We start from the raw sequence: 610 nt of genomic DNA, 5'->3' as shown, positions 1-610 counted from the left end.
TGTGCAATAAGCACATCCTTTTTTATTGTTTTGGATTTTGGATAGAGCCTAAGAGCGACCGATGAGTAAGAAATTTGATGTTGTTGTAATTGGCGCGGGAGCCGCGGGTTTGATGTGTGCTGCAGAAGCAGGCAAGCGCGGACGCAGTGTGCTTGTGCTGGATCATGCCAAAAAGCCAGGACGTAAAATCCTTATCTCTGGTGGTGGCCGCTGCAACTTCACCAACTACGACGTATCAGCCAGCAACTACCTATGCCAAAACCCACACTTCGTGAAATCGGCGCTGTCGCAATACACCAACTGGGACTTCATCTCCATGGTCAGCAAACACGGCATCGAGTTTGAAGAGCGCGACCACGGCCAATTGTTTTGTGTCGATGCTTTTACCGCCAAAGACATCGTGAAGATGCTGCTGGCCGAGTGTGACATGCCAAACATTCAACAGCGTTACCAATGCGATGTGCACACCATTGAGAAAACCGAAGAAGGCTTTCGTCTGCACGCGGGTACTGAGCCCGTTGAGTGCGAATCTTTGGTGATTGCGACCGGTGGCCTTTCCATGCCAAAACTGGGCGCGACGCCATTTGGTTACAAAGTGGCTGAGCAGTTT

The 610-nt window shown here is 50.7% G+C and carries 1 protein-coding gene; it reads left to right on the top strand.

Annotated features, from left to right (window positions below; all coding sequences use genetic code 11):
* Positions 1-61: 61 nt before the first annotated feature.
* Positions 62-610: aminoacetone oxidase family FAD-binding enzyme (locus tag R7R24_RS28355; protein WP_318120403.1), on the top strand; the 549-nt coding region annotated here is incomplete at its 3' end.

This window comes from Vibrio sp. 704 (assembly GCF_033339295.1).
Note: the sequence above shows the minus strand (reverse complement) of the source record. Positions and strands in the feature narration are given on the sequence as shown.